The following is an 18056-nucleotide window of genomic DNA, read 5'->3' as shown; positions in this document are numbered from 1 at the left end:
AAGGAAACGAACGCAGGCTCATGGAGACGCGCTTTGCCGCCATAAGCTCAAGGAAAGGCAGAGCACCCAATTCTTGAAGGGAGGCAGTGCGGCGTGGAATGTCCCTGGTGCCACAAAGAGGGGAACGTGAAGACAGGAAGGTGCCCGTCCTGCGGGAATCGGCTGTACGAGGTGACGGAGGAGGACTTTCTGCCCGGCTCAGCCCAAGGAGAGCCGGACGATACGGCGGACGTCGACGACATCCGGGCGGCGATCCAAAGCAGGTTCCGGTGCCGCAAATGCAGGAATGACGACTGCCGCATCAAAGAGGTGGCGATGACGGGCACGGGGCTGAGCAAGCTGCTGGACATCCAGCATAACCATTACTTGTTTGTCTCCTGTTCCGGCTGCGGATACGTGGAGGTTTACGATCCCGAGGTGCTGGAAGGCCACAAGCCGGGGAAGCTGGGCTCGGTGCTGGACCTTTTGTTCGGAAGGTAGCCAGGGGCTAGGGAGCAAGCTCTGGCGACGGGGGAGTCGGTCCGCTGGACGGCGTTTCGGCTGGAGTCAGAAAGGAGGAGAGCGATGAAAAGAATCCGATGGGCAGCCGCGGTGCTGCTTATGCTTGGCGTGGGACTCTCCTTCTTTCCGCCGGAGCGTGCATTTGCGTGCAGCTGCGCCGAAGCGGGCGTCCAGGAGAATTGTGTTTGAAGGGAAGGCGGTCGCGCGGGGAGGGACGAGAGATTCGGACGGTATGCGGCTGCGGGCGTATACCTTTGAGGTGAACCGCGTGTGGAAAGGAAGGGACGACCGAGAGGTTAAGGTGTACAGCTACGATAGGGGCCAGGACTCCTGTGGATTTACGTTTGAAACGGGGCAGACCTATTTGGTATATGCCTCCCTGGGGCAGGACAAGTTGCTGAAGACCAATCTGTGCAGCGGGAATCTGCCTGTCTCGGAGGCACAGCGGGATTTGATCCAACTGGGGACCGGACAATCCGTCAATCCGACCGCGGGAACAGAGAAGGACGGCAAAGACTGGACCAGCTTGCTCTGGCTCGCCGGGGGCATCCTGCTCGTTTCGGCAGCCTGGCTGACGGGGAACGTGTATCGGACCAGACGCCGACGCTAATCCAGGCAGGAGACTGCCCCTGCCGGCCGGGGGCGGGTAGACCGGATCAGCTAATTGAGACGAGCCTTCATCCGGTCCGCAGGCAAACATCGGTGCTGTTGGAGCGGCTGAGGCTTGGCGGAAGGAGGAGACAAGACATGGACCGGGTGCTATTCGAACGGCTCCTTCAGGAAGTGGTGGACGAGGTGTGGGTGCTGGACCCGGGCTATTCGGGTCATGCCAGCGACGTATGGCTCGTCAAGACCGCCTCCCGGGAGGTGGTCGTCCGCTCTTCCCGGCTGCAGAAAGAGCCGGACCGTGAGTTTTGGTGGGGCTGCAAGGCTCTGTTCGGCATCGACCCGAGGGAGATGGTTTACTTTGAGACCAGCAGTAAGCTGCTGAATGCGATCGCGGGGGTGCCAGCGCCCCGGATTCTGGCGAAGGCCGAGCTGGAAGGCCGCGAGGCTCTCGTCGTGGAGCGAATGACGGGAGACGTGCTGCCGTCTTTTGCCGGCCAGTCCCCAGAGCTGCTGGTTCAATTGGGCGAATGGCTGGCCCGTGTGCACAGCCAGAGATGCGCCTATTACGGCAACCTCGTCGGAACGAAGAGAGAGTCCGGCGAGCGGTTCCATCAAGAGCTGGCGGACGTGATGACACAGCTGGTAGAGCGGGACTATGGCGAGGAGCCGAACATCCGGGATCGTCTGCCGGAGATTCTGGTCGAATTGAGTGCACTTCCAGCCCCGTCCCATCTCTGTCCCATCCTAATGGATCTTGACCCGTCCCAGTTCTTGGCGGAGCAGGGCAGGCTGTCCGCCATCGTCGATATAGAAGCCTATGTCGCAGCTCCGCGTGAGCTGGATTTCATCGGGCTGGAATATCTACTGAAGGAAGAAGACCTCCGTCCTTTCCTCGCAGGCTATACGGCCATTCTGCCTATACCGGAGCTGTCGGCCTGCCGAAAGGTGTACAGGTACTTGTATCGACTTCTTGGCGTCCAAGGATCGGTCGATCTGGAGGAATGGCTGGCGCAGCCGGAGCTATTTTGAGAATGATGGGGGCCGGAATCCGACGCCGTCAGTAGAGAGACGGATTAAGCGGGAGGGAGCAGGAAACCAGCTTCCTTTCGACAAGGATTACCGAGTAATTCTAAGTAACACCGATCATCGACAAAATGGGTCGATTCTTTGGCTTATAGAAAGAGGTGACGTGATGCCGAGAACAATAACATTGGCCGACGGCCGAGCGGTAGAGGTGGACTGCCTCAGCTGCGCTTTGACGAGCGGTCTAGTGCCGGCCACGGGCGGCGTCATTTACGAATCCGAGCGGTTTCATGTCCACCAGGACGTCGCTTATCCAATCCGGGGTCTCGTCATTCTGGCGTCCAAACGGCACCTCTATGCCATGGACGAGCTGACGGACGAGGAGGCTGCCGAATACATCTCCCTAATTCGGCGCATTCGCCACGCGCAGCGCACTTTGCTCGGCATTGAGCATGTCTATTACTTTTACAATGAGGACACGACGCATCACTTCCATCTGTGGATGGTGCCCCGCTACGACTGGATGGCCGCCTTCGGCCGTTCGGTGGAATCTCTCCGGCCCGTGCTCTTGCATGCGCGGCGGGAAAGGAACGACGAAGCCAACATGGAGAGCGTGCTGGAGGGGATTCGCATCTTGCGAGAGGGGCTCTCCGGCGTGCATAGCCCTTCAGCGTACAATCCTTGACGAAGGGGAAGAGGCGATCGGACAAACCACATCGATGCCCTTGATAACCTCCAAACAGACCAAAGGCGCCTTTCCGAAGGCGCCTTTTGGTCGTTGCATCCGCTGCCGGCAAATCCTGCTTCGTCGGCGCGGGCCCGTTCCTCTGCCTGGCTTATTGCTGCATACCGTTGTTCGGATAGGGGAACTGGGAGGAGTAGTTGCTGAACTGCTGGTACGCCTGATCCAGCTTCTGCTGCTGCTCGGCTTCAAGCTTATAATGCCCCTTGCGGAACATGAGCTCGAACAGCTCGTACTGGCATTGATGCGTCTCGGTCAGAATGGTGAGCATATCCTGGTGCAGGGCGGGATGGCTTGCTTCGCGAGTGGCGGTGTTGAAGCTGTCCGTCATATATTTCTCGGTTGCCAGCACGTCGTTGAGCCGGTCCCGGTCGTTCATCTCCGGCCCTTTCACCTGCGGCTCATAGGATGGCTTCGGGTTTTGGATCGTTTGGTTTTGGGATTGGTTCATCGAGTCTTCGCCTCCTAATGCTGCGGCTGCTGCTGCATTTGTTGCTGTTGCTGCTGTTGCATTTGCATTTGCATTTGTTGTTGTTGCTGCTGGAGCTGCGGAACGTTCTGCATCATTTGCGTATTGTTGTTTTGCAGATGTTTCAGCAGCATATTGTAGTGGCGCTGGTGCATCTGGCCTGCGCGGTTGATCGCCTGAGCGATGTCCGGATCGGAGCATTGCTGGGCGTAGGCATGGCATTTTTTCATGGCGAGCAGCTCCCAGGACAGCTCATCCTTCAAATAGAGGCAATCCTTGTCGGTCACAACCTGGGGCGGTACCTGCATGAGCGGCTGCTGCTGCTGTTGTTGCATTTGGTTCTGCATGATGGAGTCTCCTTTGGCTGGATAGTTACCCGCTTAGGTTGCCGCATTTCCCGGAAAGTATAACCTTTTTGCATTGTTGGGGACGCACTGGGCACAGAACGGGCTGGGGAGCGGGCGAGCCGGAAGCCTTCCAAAGGGCAGTAATTAATTCCAGTAATTGGTAAAAACCGGGCGCATCCGGAGGAAAAGAGGAGAATCGGGAGCATCCGCCAGCATTTCTCCGAACTGTCCGGGGCTCGGAGCCGGGAGCAGAGCTGGGTCCCGATAGAAGGAGCTAAGCGCGGCATATGGCGCTTTGCCCAGGTAAAGCCGTTCGGTATACTTAGACAAACGAAGACTGGAGGGTCTATTCTTTTGAGTTATGTAGAGATGCTGAACAGACGAAACAAGATTATGAAGAAGCATGTGGAACGAATGATATTGAAGGATAATCAGACAGGTCTCAGCTACCAGGAGGACAACCTGTACCAGATGATGCTCCGGGAGCTGTACCAGAATGAGAGCGAGCTGAACGCGGCCCGCCGGGAAGACGCGGACGTATAGACGGGGGCTTCCTGCCTGCCGCCTTGGAGATAGGAAGCATACGTCTTTCACCGGGATGCCTATCGAAGCGAGCCATGCTCGCCGTCCCGGCAACGCGAAGCGCCGACCGCAGGTCGGCGCTTCTTTCGTTTTGCCCGCCGCTTCTTCGATGCTTCGGAGGATCTACTCCAGCGGGCGGAGGCTGGCGGTAAGGCAGATTTGGGGGAAGGCATGGCTAACATCGTATGGTATACTATGATTCTGGAATCATTCCTAAATGATGGAGGGACTAGCGTTGCAAAAGATACAAGTAGGGATAGTCGGATATGGAAACTTGGGACGCGGGGTGGAGCAGGCCATCCGGCAAAATCCGGACATGGAGCTGGCCGGCATCTTCACCCGCCGGCAGCCGGATCACGTCTCTTCGGGAAGCAAGCTGATTCATCTATCGGAGATCGAATCCTACATAGGCAAGATCGACGTCATGATTCTGTGCGGCGGCTCGGCTACCGATCTGCCGGAGCAGGGGCCGCAATTGGCCGCTATGTTCCATACCGTCGACAGCTTCGACCGGCATGCTAAGATCCCCGAATATTTCGAAGCGGTGGATGCTGCAGCTAAAAAAAGCGGTCACGCCAGCGTCATCTCGACGGGCTGGGATCCGGGCCTCTTCTCGCTTAACCGGCTTCTGGCCGAGGCAGTGCTGCCAGAGGGCAAGGAATACACCTTCTGGGGCAAAGGCGTGAGCCAGGGCCACTCCGATGCGATCCGCCGCATCGCGGGCGTGAAGAATGCGGTTCAGTACACTATACCGATCGAAGAGGCTGTGAACCAAGTGCGCGGCGGACAAGACCCCGACCTCGCCACGCGCGACAAGCATCTGCGGGATTGCTACGTTGTAGCGGAGCCGGGAGAGGACCTCGCGCGCATCGAGCAGGAAATCAAGACGATGCCGAACTACTTCGCCGATTACGAGACGACGGTGACCTTCATCAGCGAGGAGGAGCTGAAGGACAAGCACGGCCTTATGCCGCATGGCGGCGTCGTGCTGAGAAGCGGCCGGACCGGACAGGCCACCAAGCAAATTGTCGAGTTCAGCCTGAAGCTCGAGAGCAATCCCGAATTTACGGGAAGCGTCCTGGTCGCGTACGCGCGCGCCATCGTCAAGTTCGCCAAGGAAGGCTTCTCGGGCGCGAAGACGCCGTTCGACATTCCGCTCGGCTACTTGAGCCACAAGTCGCCGGAGCAGCTGCGCCGCGAGCTGCTGTAACGAACGGGCGGAAGCCGCCGGCCCTTCCATCGGAAGGGCGAACGGACAGACGCTTGCCAAAAGGGCCAGCCGCACGATTGCGGCTGGCCCTTTTGGGCTGTCTGCGCCGGGAACCCGGACTTCGGATGACGAGCCGGCGCTAGGCCGCCCCGCTGCCCACTGCCGGTGGACTTCGCGCCTAACGAACTAGCACCAAGCATCCCACAGCCTCCGTCATCGAGGTGACCGGCACGGCGCCTCCAGTGGTCCTTCACATGGCGAATGGTTATGCCCGTGAATGGTTCATGCCGGAAAGGACGCCGAACGGATCGCTAGAAACGATGGAATTCACCGAATGGGGCTTTCCCCTATCCCAAAAAGACGTTCCCCGCTCATCGGGAAACGTCTTTTTTTGTTAGTGGGCCTAAGAACCGTCCCTAAGGATGGATTAGCTCTCTTGGGTCAGCGCCCCTGCCGTTTTGTTGTCCTTTCGCTCAAGGAGACGAATCCAGCCGGTCAGGAAAACGGCTGCCAATACCATGAGGGATCCGATCCAAGTGGTATGAATCAGCCCGATGGAATCCGTAATCACGCCGCCCAGGTACGACCCGAAGGCAATGCCGATGTTAAAAGCAGCAATATTAATGGCGGAAGCTACATCAACCGCAGTCGGTACGAACCGCTCCGCTAATTGGACGACATAGACCTGCAGACCAGGGACATTCATAAAGGCAAGAAGGCCCATCAAGAAGACGGTAATCAAGCCTGCAACTTTAGAAGGTGCGGTATACAGGAAGAGAAAGAGAACGGCTGCTTGTACAATAAACATATAGAATAAGGCGTTTGCTGTTCGCGATCAGGGCAACGATCCCGACGGCCACAATGAGAAGGAACGCCATTCTCCAGCCAAAATGCTGTCCAACAAACGTGCCGAGCGGAACACCGGTAACGGTAGCGACCGTAAGGCCGGAAAACATGATGGAGATCGCGCTTGCCCTGCGATCCTCAGGCACCAAATCGGCCGCAATCGTGGAACCTATCGACATAAACAGACCGTGGGAAAGGGCGGAAATGACACGCGCGGCAAGCAGCACCCCAATACTCGAAGCACTTGCCGCCAAGCTATTGCCGGCGATAAACACGATCATGATCGAAAGCAATAACGTTTTCCGGGACACGGTGGACGTGAGTGACGTTAAGACAGGAGCCCCGAAGGTAACTCCAAGTGCATATAGGGAAACGGTAAGACCGGCTGTTGTCACTGGGACTTGCAAATCGCCGGCTATTAACGGCAATAACCCTACGCTAATAAATTCGGTCGTTCCTATGGCGAATGCACTTACGGCAAGAGCCAGAAGCGCAAACGTGCTTCGCTTTTTATCTATAGACATGTTGCCCTCCTGTAATGATGTAAATTTGGATGAAGAACCTTGAGGAATGGAAAGGATAGACAGGGGATTTCCTATCCCCATTTTTGCCGACAGATGCTATTATGGGAGCTGGCATACGATATAGGAAGTACGCACTTATAAGTGACATAGGAACCTTAAAGTAATGTAGGTACTTTTTTGTGCCTATACGGTCAGGAGGAGCAAAAGGATGAAAAACAAGAAATACAACATATCCGTGGAAGCGACCTTGGAGGTGATCGGGGGAAAATGGAAATGCGTGATTTTATGCCATCTGACCCACGGCAAAAAACGGACGAGCGAGCTAAAACGGCTGATGCCGGATATTACGCAAAAGATGCTGACCCAGCAATTACGCGAATTAGAGGAAGACGGGGTTATTAATCGAAACGTCTATCAGCAAATTCCCCCGAAGGTAGAGTACGAGCTCAGTGAGTATGGCTGGAGCCTGCAGGGGATCTTGGATTCCCTATGTGCCTGGGGAGAGAAGCATATTACTCGAGTATATGGGGATAAATTTACGGTACTGGAGAAGAATGTTTTAAACGAACAGCTGAAGTGATTTTGCCTCCGCGGCAGAAGACATATGCCCCTTTCGCGCGGCGCGCGGCCCCGCCTCTTTCCGAGACGGGGCTCTTTCTGTTGCCAACAACGCCATACGAAGGCGGGAGGACGTTCGAGAGAACGGGGTCACCCCCGCGTTTTATTTTTTTTGAACAGAAGGTCTTGCGGGCGGGAACCGGGCGTGGTACTATAACTACAGCCCAAAAATGACCGAATGAATAAAATGGTCATTAGGTTCTGTTAGAGGGGGTGAAGGGGTGTCAATCGACCGCAGGCAGCTGATCGTCGAGGCTGCGGCCAAGTCGTTCGCCCTGTTTGGCTACAAGGCGACGACGATGGAGCAGATCGCCAAGCTGGCTAACGTTGGCAAAGGGACCATCTATACTTTTTTTACGAACAAGGAAGAACTGTTTCAGGAAGTGCTGGACCGGCTCATCCGGGAGATGAAGCAGGTGGCCGAGGAGACGTTCGACCCGGACCGGCGGTTCTTCGATAACCTCTACCTCGTGCTCGACCGGCTGCTGGATTACCGGGAGCGCCACGAGCTGGTGCTCAAGCTGAGCCAGGAAGTCCGGGAGACCAATGTCCAGATGGCACTCGGCGCGATTCGGAGAATCGAGCAGGAGATCGTCGGGTACACGCGCATGCAGGTGCAGCGGGCGATGGACAAGGGAGAGATCAAGCCGTGCGATCCGGAGATCACGAGCTTCGTCATTTTGAAGCTGTTCCTCGCGCTGACGGCCGATTGGACAAAATTCCACGAGCCGCTGGGCAAAGAGAGAATCGCCGAGCTGCTGCGCATGTATTTGCAGGAGGGATTGGCCCCTGTGCAGCCGGAGGCCTTTTTTTATTCCATGGATTGACCGAATGACCATTATAGTCAATAAGTAGAAACAGGAGTGGAGAATACAATGAGGAAGAGCCTGAAGCAATTCGGGATGGAGCTGGCCTCGATCGCCCGCAACCGCAAGGTGCTGATCTCGGTCATCGCCGTCCTGATGGTCCCGGTGCTGTACACCGCGATGTTCCTGGAAGCATTCTGGGATCCGTACGCGAAGATGGACACGCTGCCGGTGGCGGTCGTCAACACCGACCGGGGGACCGAATTTAACGGCAAGTCGCTTACGGTCGGCAAGCAGTTCGTCGACAAGCTGAAGGAGGACCCCCAGTTCGACTGGCGGTTCGTCAGCGAAGAGGAAGCCCTGCAGGGCATGAAGGACAACAAGTATTACATGACGATCAAGATTCCGGAGGACTTCTCCGAGAAGACGACGACGCTCACGTCGGATCATCCGTCGCCTGCACAGCTGGCGTATCTGCCGAACGAGAGCTTGAACTTCCTGGCTTCGCAGATCGGCAATACCGCCGTCGAAAAGATGAAGGAAGCCCTCAACAAGGAAGTGACGGAGGTCTATGCCCGCACCGTGTTCGAGCAGATGGAGCAGCTCGTAGACGGCATCGGGCAGGCGTCCGAGGGCGCCGGCAAGCTCGCCGACGGAACGGCCAAGGCCAAGGACGGAGCTGTTCAGATCGAAGAAAATCTCAGCAAGCTCGTGGCCGGCTCCCTGACGCTGAAGGACGGCGTCGGCATGCTGGAAGCGGGCGGCGGTAAGCTCGATCAGGGTGGCGCGGAGCTGAACGCAGGCGCCGGCAAGCTCGCCGACGGCCTGAAGCAGCTGACGGCGGCCCAGCAGGAGCTCGGAGCCGGCGTCGCCTCGCTCGGCCAGGGTGCCCAATCGGTGCATACCGGGGCGCAGAGCCTGAGCGGCGGCCTGTCTCAGCTCGCGCAGGGCGGCCAGCAGCTCGCCGGCAGCTCGACCCAGGCGGAGCAGGCGGCCAAGAAGCTCGCCGCCGGCCTCGGCCAATCGGCCGCCGGCGCCGCCCAGCTGGAAGAGAAGGCCGCCCAGCTGTCGCAGGGTCTGCAGGGGCTCGCGCAGAAGAACGCCGAGCTGGCCCAGGACCCGGACTTCCAGGCGCTGCTCGCGGGCAGCAAGCAGCTGGCCGGCGGCATGAGCCAGGCCAAGGCGGCGCAGACCGAGCTCAGCAAGGGCGCAGGCCAGCTGTCGCAGGGCATGACGCAGCTGAGCGGCGGGCTGTCGACCATCGGCGGCAAGCTAAGCGAAGCGGCCGCCGGCGGCAGCCAGCTGGCCGCAGGGAGCCAGCAGGTCGCTGATGGCGCCGGCAAAGTATCTGCCGGCATGACGCAGTTCGGCGCCAAGCTGGCCGAAGCGAGGGATGGCGGCGTTGCCCTAGCGGGAGGCGCTCAGCAGTTGGCCGGAGGCGCCAAGGAGCTGCACCAGGGCCTTAGCCAGCTGCGGGCGAGCATCGATCCGTTCGTCTCGGGCTCGCAGCAGCTGAAGGACGGGGCGCAGCAGGTCGCCTCGGGACTGCTGCAGCTGAACGACGGCTCGCAGGAGCTGTCCGGCAAGCTGAGCGAGGCGACGGACAAAACATCCGGCCTGAAGGTGTCCGACCCGATGTACGACATGTTCGCCGCACCGGTTCAGTCCGATGTGCAGAAGGTGAACGAAGTGCCGAACTACGGCACCGGCTTCGCGCCGTACTTCCTGTCGCTCGGTCTGTATGTAGGTGCGCTCGTCCTGACCATCGTCTATTCGGTTCGCGAGCCGGCCGTGCGCCCGACAAGCGGCTGGAGCTGGTTCTGGAGCAAGGCGCTGACGCTGGTAACCGCAGGGACGATCCAGGCGTTGGTCGCAGATGCCGCGCTGCTCTTCCTGCTTGATCTGCATGTATCCAGCGTGCCGATGTTCCTGCTGTTCTCGGTCGTGACCAGCATCACGTTCATGATGCTGATCCAGTTCCTGGTGACGACACTGCAGAATCCGGGCCGCTTCCTGGCCATCGTCATTCTCATCTTCCAGCTGACCAGCTCGGCCGGAACGTTCCCGCTGGAGCTCATTCCGAGCTGGCTGCAGAAATTCACGCCGTGGCTCCCGATGACCTACTCGGTGGCCGGGCTGAAGGCGGTCATCTCGAGCGGCGATACCGACGCCATGTGGAAGTACATGGGCATCCTGGGCGTGTTCGCGGTCATCTTCGCCGCGATTACGCTCACCTACTTCCTCGTCGTACATCGCAAAACAAAGCCGAACAAGCAAACGGCCATCGCCTAACCGCTGGCGGAGAAACGGGGCGGAAGCGTGCCGCGGCCAAGGAAAGCCCTTGGATCGGCTCCTTCCGTCACTTCCCAAGCCCTGTCGTCCATTTTGGACGACAGGGCTTTTTTTGTCTTTCAGGCGGGAGAAGGGAGATGGACCCTGAGTCGGGAAAGAACGGCTAACCCTCTGGCTGGGCAGCAGGAGATCGGCCTCGGCTAGCGAAATTTAGGAAGACGGACATTCGCTTGTGCTCATCCCCGGTCCGTTGACTACATAATCCAAACGCGAAGGAGTGGTAGCTGTGAGAGCAGCGGCGCAGCTGTATACGTTGCGGGACTATCTGAAGACGCCGGAGGACGTGGAAGCAACGCTGAAGAGAGTGAAGGAGATTGGCTACCGGGCCGTTCAAGTGTCCGGACTCGGGCCGATCGATCCGCACCGGCTCAAGGAGATGGCCGACCGGGAAGGGCTCACCATCTGCGCGACCCATATCGGCTTCGGAGAGCTGACGGACAAGCTGGACGAGGTGATTGCCCAGCACCGGCTGTGGGACTGCCGCTACGTCGGGCTCGGCGGCATGCCGATGGAGTACCGGTCGAACGAGGAGGGCTACCGGACGTTCGCCTCGATTGCTACGGAGATCGGGCGGAAGCTGCGCGACGCGGGGCTGACGTTCGTGTACCACAACCACGATTTCGAATTCGCCAAGTGGGGAGAGCGCACCGGGCTGCAGCTCCTGCTCGAGGAGACGGAGCCCGAAGCGGTCAACTTCGAGCTGGACGTCTACTGGGTGCAGGAAGGAGGCGGCGATCCGGTCGAATGGATTCGCAAGGTGGAGGGCCGGATGAAGGTGGTCCATCTGAAGGATATGCTCATCACGGCCGATCGGGAGAAACGGTTCGCCGAGGTGGGCGAGGGCAATCTCAATTTTGTGCGCATTCTGGAGGCGTGCCGCGAGACGGGCGTCGAGTGGGGCGCCGTCGAGCAGGACCAGTGCTACGGTCGCGATCCGTTCGCCTGCCTCGAAACCAGCCTGCGCCATCTGGACCGGCTGGGGCTGGACCGCTAGCCGCGCTTCGCGCCCCTTCTCGGCAGGAAGGAGAGGGGCGCGATCCGTTCGGGAACTTCCCGGACGGGAGACATCGCTTTTGTTTGCTATTTTCCAGCGGATGTGGTATAGTTTAGATAATCGAAATAAGACCTGACCTGAATTCACATATTGCAGAGGGTTATTGTTTTGGAATAGGTAACCTTGTGCAATATGTGAATTATTTATTTTCTGGTGAAATAAAGAGGTCATGTATAAACCAAATTGGAGGTAACACACATGCAAACAGGTACAGTGAAATGGTTTAACGCAGAGAAAGGCTTTGGCTTCATCGAGGTAGAAGGCGGAAGCGACGTATTCGTACACTTCTCCGCTATCGTTGGCGACGGCTTCAAATCGCTGGACGAAGGCCAACGCGTTGAGTTCAACGTGGTACAAGGCAACCGCGGCCCGCAAGCCGAAAACGTAGTTAAGCTGTAAGAAGCAACATTCTCTTCAGCGAGCGTAAACTGTCCTTAACCTGGGTTAAGGACAGTTTTTTCTTTAGGAAGGAGGCGGAGGAATGATGTTTTCCCGCAAAAGGACGGAAGAGGAACTGCAGGAGGTAGAGACTGCCATTTGGTCTTGCTCCAACGATACGTGCAAAGGCTGGATGCGTGCCGACTTTGCATTCGAGGACACGCCGACCTGCCACATTTGCCAGTCCTCCATGGCCCCCGGAACCAGGATGCTGCCGCCGCTCGATAATACCAGCAGCACGAGCAGGCCTAAGCGCAAGGACGTGAATGCCTAACCCCTTGTCCGCAGCCGCCTAAAGCGTCAGCCGAAGTGACGACGGGAGAACAAGCCGCCCCCAACCGACAGGTTGATGGGCGGCTTGTTCGCGTTCCTGTGTCCGGCCGCAGGTTCCGCCCGGCTATGGCGGGCTGGAGAGGGCCGCAGGAAGAGCAGGGCGGGCTCCCGCACCGGATCGGCAGAGGTCCGTCCTCGTCCGGTTAGCCAAGCAGCGGGACGTACACGTCCGTTTCGGCGGGCCATTCCGGGTTCGCGAACGAGTAAACCTCAAGGGCGAGGCTTTTGGGGTCCGCTTGTAGGCCGTTTGCCCGCAAATAATTGTGAATGACGAGGTAAGGGTCGGTCGGGGACTTCGTCCCCACATAGCGACGTGCCGGGACAGTGAAGCCGAGCATGCCTTCGGGGATGGCGGACAGCTCGGACACCTCCATGCAGATCAAGTAAGTAAAGAGGACGCTGGTGCTGAAGTGCGGGCTGATGTAGCGATCGGGATGGAGTGGATTCGGGATTTCGCCGCGGCGCTCGAAAAACTCCCGCTTCATCGCCGCCACCCGGTCCGGATCGTGCCGGGAATGGACCGACGTAACGGAGAGGCCGATCAGATGCAGCTCGGGCAGCTCGACAATGGCGGGTTCCTGACTAGGCATAGGGCAGCTTCCTTCCTTAAGGGGAGTGGTTTCCTGCCGAGGGCAGTCCGCGGCATGCCGCGGGGCTGTCCCCGGCTAGTCCCGTACCTAATTCGCGGGGGAGGGCGGCAACTCCTTGCGCAAACGGCGGACGGCGTAACAAAAAGGCCGCGGAGCCCGCGGCCTGTTGAAGGAGGGAAGGAAGTGCGGCGGCTAGAGGCGCTTCCTGCGGAACAACGCCACGAACACGCAGGCGAGCAGCAGGACGAGCAGCGAGACGCCGGCGGTGACCGCTTCCGGGACGCTGCCCTGGCTCTGGGCAGCGGTTTGCCCGCCGAAGCCGCCCGGCCCGCCGCGGTCGCCGCCCGGGGGCAGCATGCCGCCCATGCCGCCGAAGCCGCCCTGCGCGTTGGCGGGCGCCTGAGCGCCGGGCGCAGCGATGCCGCCTTGGGCGCTGGCGCCGCCCTGCGCATCGGCGGGCGCCTGAGCGCCGGGTGCGGCGATGCCGCCCTGGGCGTTGGCACCGCCCTGCACGGGGGCCTGGCCGCGATTGCCGCGCCCGCCGCCCATGCCGCCGGGGCCCATGCCCCCGCCGCTGCCGGAGCCGTCGCCCGACGATGGCGACTTCCCGTCCAGCTGCTTGGCAATCGCCTGCACCGCCGTCGTATTGATCGTTACCAGCTGCTTCACCGCCTGCTGGTACTGCTCATAGGTGTAGAAAGCGGTTGGATCGTTCTCGACCGATGCCGAGATCAGCTTCGACAGCCGGTCGACGCTGGCTTGGAACGCATCGCTTGCTAGGAAGCCCTCTATCGCTTCCTTTAGGATCGTGTGGTACTTCTCCTTATAGGTATCCACGGCCAACAGCTTCGCAACGAGCGGGCGGTCCGCCACCGCACCCTGGGTAGGCTCGTCGATCAGGAGGCTGTAGCCGCCGCCACCGCCCAGCCCGCCGAACGCCATATTGTAGTCCCAGGGGAGGACGGAGAACACACCTTTGTTCTCGTAGAGGTAATAGTTCTGCTTGTTGCCCCCGATATAGCTGTCCGTGTTGTTGGTGAGCACGTTCAGCGCGACATACTTGAGCGCTCCCTCCACATCGAGCACCTTCTCGTAATCGCCGCCGTTGTTCAGCTCCTCGATCATTTGCAGCAATTCGTCGTTCTTGTTGCCCTTCGATTTTTTCTTCAGGCCAGTGTACAAGCTGAAGTCGTCGCCGAGCCACTTCAGGTCGCTGCCGCTGCCCGTCATGACACCCTTGTAGAGGGCCCCCACAGCATTCCCGAAATACCGCTCCAGATAGGACTCCCCCACCTGCTCGACCGCCAGATAGCAGCCGCGCAGCTCGCCGTTCACGTACAGGTTGACGAACGAATGCTTGGGCACCGGCAGTCCCATCTTCTCCGCCAGCTCGTAGCTTAGAAATTCGCGCATATAGGTGGCGTCGCTGTAATTGTTGTTCAGATTGATCTTGCTGAGGCCGCCGATCGTCTGGTTCACGTACTCGTCGAATGACAGCTTGAAGCTGTAACGGTCCGAATCCGGCATGCTGACGACGCTGCGCAGGCTCAGATTGCCTTTGGTCCGGATCGCAATATTGTCAAAGTGCTGGCCGTTGTAATCGACCGACGCCTGCTTGAACTCCTCGGCGCTTGCATTGTCCAGCATATCCTGAAAATCGGCAGGATCGAGCGTCACCTTCACGTCGATAACCTTGTCCTCGGGGAATACCTGCTCGTCCAGCTGCTTCTCCTCTGCAGAGGCGGCCGCCGGGGACGACCCGCCGGTGCCGGTGCCCGAGGCGGCCGGGGAGGCATCTCCGCAGCCGGCAAGCCCTGCGGCCAGCAGCAGGCACAGGAGCCCGGCGAGCAGCCTCGCGCGTCTCGTTTTCATCTCGTTTCTCCCCTCCTTTAGGATACATAGTCGCCGTTGTAGCTGATGAGCACGGCGTTCCTTACCCCGGCGAGAGCGGACAGGTTGTTGACGAAGCCGCCCTCCTGATCACGCAGCCGCAGCTCGAGCGTCAGCTCGATATTGCCGGCCGAGACGGTTTTTTGCTTGACGTTGTAGCGCTTGACGGTCTTGTCGAGCTGCGCGTGCACCTCGCGCTCGGTGACGTCGCTGTCGCAGTTCACCACGAGCAGGTATGGCGTTTCGACGGACACCCGCTTGATGAAAAAGAACAGGATGAGGCCGACGACGACGGAGCCGATCGCGGCGAGGGTGAAGAAGCCCGCACCCGTCACGATCCCTGCGGCCGCCGCCCAGAACAGGAAGATGAGATCGGTCGGATCCTTGATCGGCGTCCGGAACCGGACGATGGACAGTGCGCCGACCATCCCGAGCGACAGGACGAGGTTGGAGTTTATGGCGATGATGACCATGGCGGTGACCATCGTCATGCCGATCAGAGAGACGTTGAAGCTTTTGGAATACAGCACGCCGCTGAAGACGCGCCTGTACAGGATGAAGATGAACAGCCCGATGACGAAGGCGACGGCGAAGGTGAGCAGCATCTTCGTCAGGCTGATGTCGGAGTTGAAATTGCTCAGCACCGACTTGCGGATAAGATCCGAAAAATTGGTGGTGTCCGTAGTGGTCGTATTCATTGAATCAATAATCCTCCCATGTATTCGTTTTTAAGTATTTGCGGCAGATGACGTACTTGGACGCGAACTGCCGGCTCAGTCCCTCCAGCTGGAGCGCGGCCCGGATCGCCTCGGGCAAGTATTCGTCGTACTTGACCTCCAGAATGATGAGGTTGTGGTCGATCGCCTGCACCGGCTTCAGCTGCCGGTCGAACATATCGACGGCGTGCAGCCCGGTGCGCAGCTCCTTGTCGAAGGTAATCCGCACATTGCCGTATCGGCTCACATACGGCTCGCGGACGTAATCCACGATGACCTTGGGACGGAGAAGCTTGTGCTTCACCTCCCCGTAGATTTCCGCGAGGAGCGGGTTTCCCGACTCCCGGAGGCCGTCGTAGCGGCCCGCCAGAATGTCCTCGTACAGGGCGCGGGAGATCGAGGCCTTCTCTTTGGCGATGAAGTCGCGGTGCTTGATTTTTTTCTCGAAGTGGATGACGTTGTCCTGACCGTTGTAGATTCGGATCCGGTACTTGATCCGGTCGCGGATGCCGCCGAGCTTCTCGTGCAGCGCCTTGTTGTCGATGTCGTCGAAGTACAGGCTCCGGATGTGGTAATCGCCCGAGGGGCCGGCGTTATGATCCTGCTGAACCAGATGCTTCAGCCGCTGGCGGATAATGGCGTACTGGTGCCGGTTGACGAAGAATTTGAGCTCGTGGCGGAATTTCAGCCTGCTGTTCATGGCACACCTCTTTTCTTTGATAGACTGCCGGCGGTAGGGCCGGCGTTCGGGACAGGCATAGGAAAGAAGGGACGCAGTGTCCGATCCGATCGCTTATCGGCTTGCTTTCTCAGAATAGAGATCCCGGCTGATTTCCCGCTGAGCGAAGCCTGAAGGAAACCTGAAAGTTTTACAATTCCTTAAAACGGGGAGCATGCGGAACAAAACGGGGAGCCATTCGCGGAACTACAAGAAGGCGACCGGTTCTGCCCGTTCGGGCATGCGCTGCCGGCCCAGGCGACGCTCTGCAGGCATGACGAGAGTGAGCAGAGACGGTCTGCGGGCCTATCCCGCGGACGGAGAGAGGGCAGCGATGGCCGGCCGGGCTTGTCCCGCGGACGGAGAGGAAGACGCTGAGATTCCGTTGAAAGCACACCGAGATCGTGCTAAAAGAACGCCGAAAGCACGCCCCACGCGGCTAACCAACGGTCGATTTAAATATTAACAATTGACGGATAAAGGCGAAGAGCCTTAAACTAGAGGGTACTAGCATGCGAATTCATTCGGCCGGGAGGCCTGTTTGTGCGGCCCTACACTTTGGCGCGCAAAAGCGTTAAATCTGTTCCACATTAATCAAAATGCTTGCGAAGGGGTTTTGTATGTGAAAAAGGGGAAAATCGGACTATCGCTGCTTCTCTCGGCCGTTCTGTTGACGGCGGCGGGCTGCGGCAATAAGGGAGCGGCACCGGAGGGCGGCACCAGCCCATCCACATCGCCATCGGCATCGGCAGGGGCGAGTGACAAGTCATACAGCATCGCCATCTCGCAAATCGTGGAACACGCGTCGCTCGACGCCACGCGCAAGGGCTTCCTGGACGCCCTCAAGGATGCGGGGATCAAGGAAGGCGACAACCTCAAGGTCGACTATAACAACGCACAGGGCGAGCAGCCGAACAACCAGTCGATCGCCCAGAAGATCGCTTCCAAGAAATACGACCTCGTGCTCGGCATCGCGACGCCATCGGCGCTGGCACTCGCCCAGCAGGTGAAGAATTCGCCGATCCTGTTCGCGGCCGTCACCGACCCGGTTGATGCCAAGCTGGTCACGAGCATGGACAAGCCTGGCGGCAACATCTCGGGCGCTTCGGACACGAACCCCGAGGCGATCAAGCAGCTGATGGAGTTCATCGCCGGCAACTTCCCGAAGGTGAAGACGGTCGGCGTCGTCATCAACGAAGGCGAACCGAACGCGGTGCTGATGACCAAGAAGGCCGAGGAAACGCTTAGCGCCAAGGGCATCAAGGTCGTCAAGGCGCCAGTGACGAATACGTCCGAGGTGAAGCAGGCCGCCGAGTCGCTCGTCGGCCGCGCGGACGCCATCTACATTACGCTGGACAACACGGTCGTGAACGGCGTCGATTCGATCATTCAGGTCGCGAATAAAAACAAGATCCCGTTCTTCTCTGCGGACCGCGACACGGTAGAGAAGGGCGCGTTCGCCACGGTCGGATTCAAGTATTACGACCACGGCTACCAGGCTGGCCAGATGGCGGTAGAGGTGCTGAAGAACGGCAAGAAGCCGGGTGATCTTAAGGTCACAATCCCGGATAAGCTCGATCTCATCCTCAACCTGAAGGCGGCGGCCAACCTCGGCATTACGGTTACGGATGCGATGAAGAACCAGGTCAAGGACAAGGCGACCAACATCATCCAATAACAGAATGAGC

General features: G+C 59.0%; 20 protein-coding genes and 1 pseudogene. 14 read left to right on the top strand and 7 right to left on the bottom strand.

What is annotated here, in order from left to right:
* Window positions 1-240 precede the first annotated feature (240 nt).
* From KJS47_RS16725 to KJS47_RS16710, 5 genes are all read left to right on the top strand, one after another.
* Window positions 241-480, top strand: coding sequence for a zinc ribbon domain-containing protein (locus KJS47_RS16725; RefSeq protein ID WP_213526345.1), 240 nt, complete (start codon window positions 241-243; stop codon window positions 478-480).
* 84 nt (window positions 481-564) lie between these two features.
* The gene (locus tag KJS47_RS24280; RefSeq protein ID WP_283772089.1) at window positions 565-690 is read left to right on the top strand and encodes a hypothetical protein; all 126 of its coding nucleotides are present in this window, start codon (window positions 565-567) and stop codon (window positions 688-690) included.
* A complete protein-coding gene (locus KJS47_RS16720; protein ID WP_213526201.1) occupies window positions 683-1111 on the top strand; it encodes a hypothetical protein in 429 nt (142 codons plus the stop codon). The genes KJS47_RS24280 and KJS47_RS16720 overlap by 8 nt, the downstream gene beginning before the upstream one ends.
* 137 nt (window positions 1112-1248) lie before the next feature.
* Entirely contained in the window at window positions 1249-2139 is an 891-nt protein-coding gene (locus KJS47_RS16715) for a phosphotransferase family protein (RefSeq protein ID WP_213526200.1), read from the top strand.
* A 163-nt stretch (window positions 2140-2302) separates the two neighbouring features.
* Complete coding sequence (locus KJS47_RS16710) at window positions 2303-2818, top strand: HIT family protein (RefSeq protein ID WP_213526199.1); 516 nt, start codon at window positions 2303-2305, stop codon at window positions 2816-2818.
* Between the two features lie 151 nt (window positions 2819-2969).
* Here the strand turns inward: KJS47_RS16710 and KJS47_RS16705 are convergent, their stop codons facing one another.
* Both KJS47_RS16705 and KJS47_RS16700 read right to left on the bottom strand, forming a co-directional pair.
* Window positions 2970-3326 carry a spore coat protein gene (locus KJS47_RS16705; RefSeq protein WP_213526198.1) on the bottom strand — a complete coding sequence of 119 codons (357 nt, stop codon included), beginning with the start codon at window positions 3324-3326 and terminating at the stop codon, window positions 2970-2972.
* A gap of 14 nt (window positions 3327-3340) precedes the next feature.
* The gene (locus KJS47_RS16700) at window positions 3341-3691 is read right to left on the bottom strand and encodes a hypothetical protein (protein ID WP_213526197.1); all 351 of its coding nucleotides are present in this window, start codon (window positions 3689-3691) and stop codon (window positions 3341-3343) included.
* Window positions 3692-4045: 354 nt separating this feature from the next.
* On the opposite strand from KJS47_RS16700, the gene KJS47_RS16695 reads away from it, so the two are divergent.
* Window positions 4046-4234, top strand: coding sequence for a hypothetical protein (locus KJS47_RS16695; protein ID WP_213526196.1), 189 nt, complete (start codon window positions 4046-4048; stop codon window positions 4232-4234).
* Window positions 4235-4508: 274 nt separating this feature from the next.
* Window positions 4509-5483, top strand: a complete 975-nt coding sequence (locus KJS47_RS16690) for a diaminopimelate dehydrogenase (protein ID WP_213526195.1) — start codon at window positions 4509-4511, stop codon at window positions 5481-5483.
* Between the two features lie 427 nt (window positions 5484-5910).
* Here the strand turns inward: KJS47_RS16690 and KJS47_RS16685 are convergent.
* Window positions 5911-6853 (bottom strand): annotated as a pseudogene (locus KJS47_RS16685) (MFS transporter).
* A gap of 208 nt (window positions 6854-7061) precedes the next feature.
* Between KJS47_RS16685 and KJS47_RS16680 the strand changes: the two are divergent.
* The 6 genes from KJS47_RS16680 (at window position 7062) to KJS47_RS16655 (ending at window position 12395) form a co-directional block, all read left to right on the top strand.
* The gene (locus KJS47_RS16680) at window positions 7062-7433 is read left to right on the top strand and encodes a winged helix-turn-helix transcriptional regulator (protein ID WP_213526194.1); all 372 of its coding nucleotides are present in this window, start codon (window positions 7062-7064) and stop codon (window positions 7431-7433) included.
* Window positions 7434-7692: 259 nt separating this feature from the next.
* Window positions 7693-8298, top strand: a complete 606-nt coding sequence (locus KJS47_RS16675) for a TetR/AcrR family transcriptional regulator (RefSeq protein ID WP_213526193.1) — start codon at window positions 7693-7695, stop codon at window positions 8296-8298.
* Window positions 8299-8346: 48 nt separating this feature from the next.
* Window positions 8347-10569 (top strand): YhgE/Pip domain-containing protein, encoded by a 2223-nt coding sequence (locus tag KJS47_RS16670; RefSeq protein WP_213526192.1) that lies wholly within the window; start codon window positions 8347-8349, stop codon window positions 10567-10569.
* 286 nt (window positions 10570-10855) lie between these two features.
* Complete coding sequence (locus KJS47_RS16665) at window positions 10856-11623, top strand: sugar phosphate isomerase/epimerase family protein (protein ID WP_249716461.1); 768 nt, start codon at window positions 10856-10858, stop codon at window positions 11621-11623.
* Between the two features lie 258 nt (window positions 11624-11881).
* Window positions 11882-12082 carry a cold-shock protein gene (locus KJS47_RS16660; RefSeq protein WP_213526190.1) on the top strand — a complete coding sequence of 67 codons (201 nt, stop codon included), beginning with the start codon at window positions 11882-11884 and terminating at the stop codon, window positions 12080-12082.
* 82 nt (window positions 12083-12164) lie between these two features.
* Entirely contained in the window at window positions 12165-12395 is a 231-nt protein-coding gene (locus KJS47_RS16655) for a cold-shock protein (RefSeq protein ID WP_249716459.1), read from the top strand.
* A 202-nt stretch (window positions 12396-12597) separates the two neighbouring features.
* Here the strand turns inward: KJS47_RS16655 and KJS47_RS16650 are convergent, their stop codons facing one another.
* The 4 genes from KJS47_RS16650 to KJS47_RS16635 all read right to left on the bottom strand — a co-directional run bounded on the left by KJS47_RS16650 (window position 12598) and on the right by KJS47_RS16635 (window position 16350).
* A complete protein-coding gene (locus tag KJS47_RS16650) occupies window positions 12598-13044 on the bottom strand; it encodes a GyrI-like domain-containing protein (RefSeq protein ID WP_213526189.1) in 447 nt (148 codons plus the stop codon).
* Window positions 13045-13236: 192 nt separating this feature from the next.
* Window positions 13237-14916, bottom strand: coding sequence for a CotH kinase family protein (locus KJS47_RS16645; RefSeq protein ID WP_213526188.1), 1680 nt, complete (start codon window positions 14914-14916; stop codon window positions 13237-13239).
* Window positions 14917-14933: 17 nt separating this feature from the next.
* Complete coding sequence (locus tag KJS47_RS16640) at window positions 14934-15632, bottom strand: DUF4956 domain-containing protein (protein ID WP_213526187.1); 699 nt, start codon at window positions 15630-15632, stop codon at window positions 14934-14936.
* A gap of 4 nt (window positions 15633-15636) precedes the next feature.
* Window positions 15637-16350, bottom strand: coding sequence for a polyphosphate polymerase domain-containing protein (locus KJS47_RS16635; protein ID WP_213526186.1), 714 nt, complete (start codon window positions 16348-16350; stop codon window positions 15637-15639).
* Between the two features lie 640 nt (window positions 16351-16990).
* Between KJS47_RS16635 and KJS47_RS16630 the strand changes: the two genes are divergently transcribed.
* Entirely contained in the window at window positions 16991-18046 is a 1056-nt protein-coding gene (locus KJS47_RS16630) for an ABC transporter substrate-binding protein (RefSeq protein ID WP_213526185.1), read from the top strand.
* Window positions 18047-18056: the final 10 nt, after the last annotated feature.

The organism is Paenibacillus sp. J31TS4 (assembly GCF_018403265.1).
Classification (GTDB): domain Bacteria; phylum Bacillota; class Bacilli; order Paenibacillales; family NBRC-103111; genus J31TS4.
The sequence above is the reverse complement of the archived record's forward strand: the minus strand, read 5'-3'. Positions and strand labels throughout refer to the sequence as shown.